Source organism: Veillonella sp. oral taxon 780 str. F0422, assembly GCF_000221605.1.
Taxonomy (GTDB): Bacteria; Bacillota; Negativicutes; order Veillonellales; family Veillonellaceae; genus F0422.
Genome location: NZ_AFUJ01000049.1, coordinates 1 through 5,704 on the forward strand (window position 1 = coordinate 1; position 5,704 = coordinate 5,704).

The following is a 5,704-nucleotide window of genomic DNA, read 5'->3' on the forward strand; positions in this document are numbered from 1 at the left end:
ATAACTCGTTTAAACGAGCTCCAACGGTTGGTGAATTCTTAGGGGCAGACTTAAATGCCTATAAAGAAATTACCACAGATAAATCCGTCAATACAGTTGGATTCTATAACCAATTGAAAGAAATTAAAGAGGCTGAAGAAAAAGCTATCGAAGCTGGTCAAGATAAAATTGCAGCTGCAGGTACAACTATCAAAGCAGAAATTGCAGCAACAGAAGCTAATATTGAGGCAACATCAAAACCTATCAATGACCAAATCGAAGTAGTCAATGCAAAAGTAGAAGAAATCAGTACTAAATATGATGAAGCTTCTGAAGCCTATTATGCTGCAGAAGATGGGCCTGAAAAAGAAGCATTAGAAACTAAAAAAGATGATTTAGAAAAAGAGCTTAACGCTGAACGTGCTAAATTAAAACCATTATATGAAAACTTGCGTCTTGCTACGGCTGATGATAAAGCGAAAAAGAAGCCCTAGAAAAATCCTTAGCAAATACAGAAAAATCTGTTAAAGATGAAATTCGCAAGCCATTTGTGGAAAAACAATTTGAAGTGTTAGCTCGTATGCAAGAGTTAGCAAGCAAAGCCTATAGTGCTGATTTTGCAAACCCTAAAAATAAATTTGTCTTAGAATTACCTGAACTTAATGCCAAAACACTTTATACGAAAGATATAATGGAAGAAGATCCATGGGGATATGGTCCTCCAACAAAAGTTGGTGAACAACCAAATACGGAAGGTACTTTCAGTATTAGACCTACAGATGGTAAAGGCAATGGTTTAGATAGTACTCCTGATATTTTCAAAGTATCTTTAAATAATGCTGATTTCTTAAAAGATGGTGGTAGATCTTACTTAGAAAAATGGTTTGATACTAACAAAGATGCTATTATCAAATCCTATAAAACTACAGCAGATAGAATGATTCCAGAATTTACTAATGGCACGGCTCATACTGCTGATGGTAATGGAATTTACACATTTGATGAAAAACAAGTAGAAACATTAAAACAACAATTCATTGAAAAGAATTTGTTAACTGATAAAACCATTGGTGTAACAGGTAGTGCTAAATATCCAGCATTATTAAGTAATTTCTTCTCTAAAGTGAATTCTGTTTTAGAAAGAACTGATGGGTATAGCAAACTTCCTCGTGAGGCTCTGGGGAATGCTACAGGCAATGTTATCCCAACAGAGGGGGTTATTATCCAACGTGATGTAATTCCTGCGGTTAGACGTGCTAGTTTTATCCAATATCGTCAACAAGTAAATAATAAATTAGGTGTCACAGCTTGGTACTTACGCTCTACAGGCCATGAAAATCATACTGTACATTATACAAGCGATAAAGGAAATGAGTCTCACAGCTTTGGTCGTTTAGCAAATGTATTTGGTTTAGGCTTGAAATACCAAATTGGTGATAATACAGCAGTATCTTTCGACTATGGTCAAAATAGAACAGACTTTGGTCGCTATATGAATGGTGGAAGTATCTATCAATCTACAGCAGATAAAGTATATGATAATCCAGCAGGTAATCCTCAATTTGAATTGAAAGGCCATAGAACAGGTGGTACTCCACACTTCTGGGCACTTCGTTTTGATGTAGGACAATCTGATTATTATCGTCCTGGTAGCTGGAATGCATTTATTGACTACAAATACTTCAGACATGGTGCTTTCTTAGGTGGTAATGGCACAGGAGCTGTACCAGATCGCTACTTAGATGGTATTCGTAGCTTCACATTAGGTGGTGGATATGTACCAGCGAAAGATTTCTTAGTAGAAGCATTCTACACATTCGATGCAAAAGGTATTGGACAACGTGATACATTATACGGTGGAGAAAACTTTAAATTAGGTAACTACACTCGTATCCAAGGTACGTACAAGTTCTAAGATAATGGAATAGAATTCTTATAGATATTGGACTATGCCTGTGTATAGCTACATAGGAAGATAGACTGGCATTCAGTACATAATGATATACCATAGAGGATAGTTAACGATGCAAGTTAGCTATCCTCTATTATCGTGCTATGTGTACTAGTATGGGAACAAGGGATTGCAAGCTATCTAATGGTATGGGTCATTCTCTGTGTATCCAAAATTATATTGTGATATAATAACTACATTGCGATTAAAGATTGCATTGAAATGCAAAAATTGTCTATTATAGAATAAAAATTACATCGGAATGCAAAAAGTAATTTATTTAAAATAAAGATTGCAATCAAATGCAATCTTAGTTAAAATTATAATAAAGATTGCATTGTAATGTATTTTTGCAATATGCTGAGAGTATGAATAACACTTTCATTGTATTGAAAGGTATCACAAATGATAGAGGAGTAGACATGAAGCTAATTAATAGGGAAAAGTACATACAGTTTCTGAGAAATCACAGAGAAAAACGCGTTATAAAAATTGTGTCTGGCGTGCGCAGATGTGGTAAATCAACTCTATTTTATCTCTTTCAACAAGAGTTACTACAAGAAGGGGTAAAAGAAAATCAAATCATCGCCATTAACTTTGAAGATTTGGAATACAGGGACTTAACGGATTATATACAGTTGTATGAATACATAAAGTCCAAAATAATTCCTAATCAACAAATGTATATATTTTTGGATGAGGTCCAACATGTACAAGGGTTCGAACGTGTGGTAGATAGTTTCTATATTAAAGATAATGTAGATATCTATATTACAGGATCTAATGCGTACTTTATGTCTTCAGAAATGGCTACACTATTAGCGGGTCGATATGTTCAGCTAGATATGTTACCTTTATCATTTAAAGAGTTTGTTGAAGCACACAAAGAGACAACGAATCTATCTTTGAATGGTTTGTATCGTCTATTTATAGAGCAAAGTGGTTTTCCAGGGACACTAGAATATGCTGGGCATGATGAAATGCTACGTACCTATTTAGAAGGTATAGTCAATTCTGTAGTGTTGAAAGATGTTATGACGCGCTTAAAGGGAAGCGATATTTTAATATTAGAAAGTATTATTCGGTATATTGCAGCCAACGTGGGAAGTTTATTAACACCTAAAAAGATAGCTGATTCTCTTACTAGTATGGGTAGAAAGGTAGATAGTCGTACTGTAGAAAGGTACATAGCAGCACTGAGAGATGCATTGTTAATTTATGAAGTGTCTAGATTTGATGTGCGAGGGAAAGAACTGCTTAGATTATATTCTAAATTTTATTTAGTTGATCCTGGGCTGAGAAGATTTTTCGTACCTAATACAGGACGAGATACAGGTCACATTCTTGAAAATGTGGTGTATTTAGAATTATTGCGCCGAGGCTATACGGTTCATGTCGGTATCCTAAAAAATGGTGAAATAGATTTTATAGCTCAGAAACATGGACTATTTGAGTATTATCAAGTGAGTCAAAGTGTGTTAGATCCTACCACATTAGACAGAGAACTAACGCCTTTATTTGAGGTGAAAGACTATCATCCGAAATTTTTGCTTACTTTGGATGAGATTAATAGCAATGCATCTTATGAGGGAATACAACAAAAAAATGTGATAGAATGGCTATTGGAATAGGGATTTTAAATATGGAATAAACGTATTAGAATATACATTATATAGGGGTGACAAGTGAAAGAAACAGTAACAAAAGAAGTACAAGAATCAACGGGTGTGATTCGTTATATTTGGATTGTATTAGGTGCTATTAGCTTTGGCTTAGGATCATTGGGAATTGTATTACCATTATTACCAACGGTACCGTTTTATTTATTTGCTGTATTTTGTTTTGCTAGAGGTTCTAAACGATTCCATGAGAAGTTTGTGAACTCTAAGCTTTATGCAAATTACGTAGAGCCGTTTAAAAATAAAAGTGGCATGCCACTGCGCACTAAAATTAATATTTTAGTGTCCGTGTCGATTTTACTGGGTATTGGAGCTTATAGTATGCGCAATATGCCTGTAGCATTTTATGTTATGGGAGCCGTGTGGATAGGTCATGTGATTGCCCTTGCGTTTATAGTGAAAACAGCACCACCTGAATCTAAAGTAAAACAATAGTTGTTTCAATAGTAGTGCATGTTTATATACTACAAAATATGATGTGTAGATACAGACGAAATATTTATATTAGCCAAATCATGAATGAACTCTCATCATGATTTGGCTTTTATTGTGTTATGCTTATGTGGTATATTAGTAGCAACCATAAAGATGTTTAAGGATAACCTAGTCATTGGGTATATTGATAGAAGTTATTTTAGAGGATCTTTAGTTACCATACATAGTGAGTATGACAATCTATTCGTTAAGAATGATTCGATATAATAGATATCACATGCTCTGACTGTGAAAATAAATAATGGTAGCACTATATGAATGTGTATATGTATAGATTATAATTAGGAGCGGAATACAATGAAATCAAAACAACGACAATGCCCTATACAAGGAGATCGATGTGCCATCTGCGTTCCTATTGTAGGTCCAACGATAGAAGATATACTTTCACAAGTACAAGAAGCCGTGCAAGCGAAGGTGGACCTTATCGAGTTGCGCCCTGATATGTGGATGAAGGATTCTCATATATCTGAAGAAGAGTACATACCAACAATAGTAAACTTGGTAGAAGAAGTGCATTCTAAATATGAAAAGATACCGATGTTGTTTACGTGGCGTACATTAGCTGAGGGCGGAGAAACGTCCTTAAGTAATGAGAAATACTGTAACCTATTACAAGCAATTGTAGATCAAAACCTAGTGCAAGCTGTCGATGTGGAGTTGTTCGCCTATACAGATACAATGGGACAAATTATTAAAGAAGCTCATCATCAAGAAATACAAACAGTGATGAGTTATCATAATTTTCAAAGTACGCCAGACCTAGAAATATTACATGTCTATGCAGAGCGTATGATATCTGCAGGAGCCTCAGTGATTAAGTTTGCATTGATGCCAACTACGAGTGATGATGTACTTTCAGCATTACAATTTACAAAAGAATTAACACAAAGATATCCACAGTTACCACGTATTACTATGTCTATGGGAAAATTAGGACAGATGACACGGACCTGTGGCAATGTGTTTGGTAATTGCTTGACCTTTGGCACACTGGGACAAGCATCAGCGCCTGGACAGGTAGAGGTGGATATTTTAAAGCGATTAGTATAAGATATAGGATCAATGAGATAATATAAGGGTTTACAACTACTATATTATGGTATCTACAAGTTATGTTTCTAATGCTAGAAAATGTAAAAAGTAGATATTAGATAAATAGCTTTTAGAGTTAGTATTTCCATATCTATAGGGAGTATCTATAGGTTATACAGGATATTCCTATAAAAAATATAGAAAAATGTTAACATTCAGTAGACAAATGTATCTTAGTATGATAATATTTGTTACATAATTTAATACTCGCCTAACAAACCGATGAGGTGGAGATAAAAATAGAACGTGCACTTCCAGAGAGTGGGGGTAGCTGAGAGCCCCGCAGAACGCAGTCTATTAAATGGACTACTGAGGGTATGGGGAACGGACAATTGTCCTAGTATAGCATAACGTGTCATGAGCGTTAATCGTGAGGGATATGATAGTATCCTGCAAAGGGGAATGCATGCATTCAAACAAGGTGGTACCGCGATTTATATGAATCTTTCTGCGCAGTAGTGCAGTTATTTGGCATATGAACTCGTCCTTGACGTATAGTCTAGGG

The 5,704-nt window shown here is 35.2% G+C and carries 5 protein-coding genes; all 5 read left to right on the plus strand.

The features are described 5' to 3' along the window. The coding region (locus HMPREF9200_RS08735; RefSeq protein ID WP_038144907.1) for a hypothetical protein at window positions 1–473 on the plus strand (473 nt) is incomplete at its 5' end. A gap of 56 nt (window positions 474–529) precedes the next feature. Further along, window positions 530–1,894: a hypothetical protein gene (locus HMPREF9200_RS05315; protein WP_009353794.1), complete on the plus strand. Its 1,365-nt coding sequence runs from the start codon at window positions 530–532 to the stop codon at window positions 1,892–1,894. Window positions 1,895–2,352: 458 nt separating this feature from the next. Beyond that, window positions 2,353–3,561, plus strand: a complete 1,209-nt coding sequence (locus HMPREF9200_RS05320; protein ID WP_038144909.1) for an ATP-binding protein — start codon at window positions 2,353–2,355, stop codon at window positions 3,559–3,561. A gap of 54 nt (window positions 3,562–3,615) precedes the next feature. Then, the gene (locus HMPREF9200_RS05325) at window positions 3,616–4,044 is read left to right on the plus strand and encodes a YbaN family protein (protein WP_009353796.1); all 429 of its coding nucleotides are present in this window, start codon (window positions 3,616–3,618) and stop codon (window positions 4,042–4,044) included. Window positions 4,045–4,401: 357 nt separating this feature from the next. Then, on the plus strand, window positions 4,402–5,157 hold the full coding sequence (aroD, locus tag HMPREF9200_RS05330) for a type I 3-dehydroquinate dehydratase (protein WP_009353795.1): 756 nt from the start codon (window positions 4,402–4,404) through the stop codon (window positions 5,155–5,157). The last annotated feature ends 547 nt before the right edge of the window (window positions 5,158–5,704 follow it).

Excerpts from the sequence above, each read along its gene's own strand:
- HMPREF9200_RS05320 (WP_038144909.1), top strand. The coding sequence starts at position 2,353 with ATGAAGCTAATTAATAGGGAAAAGTACATACAGTTTCTGAGAAATCAC.
- aroD (WP_009353795.1), top strand. The coding sequence starts at position 4,402 with ATGAAATCAAAACAACGACAATGCCCTATACAAGGAGATCGATGTGCC.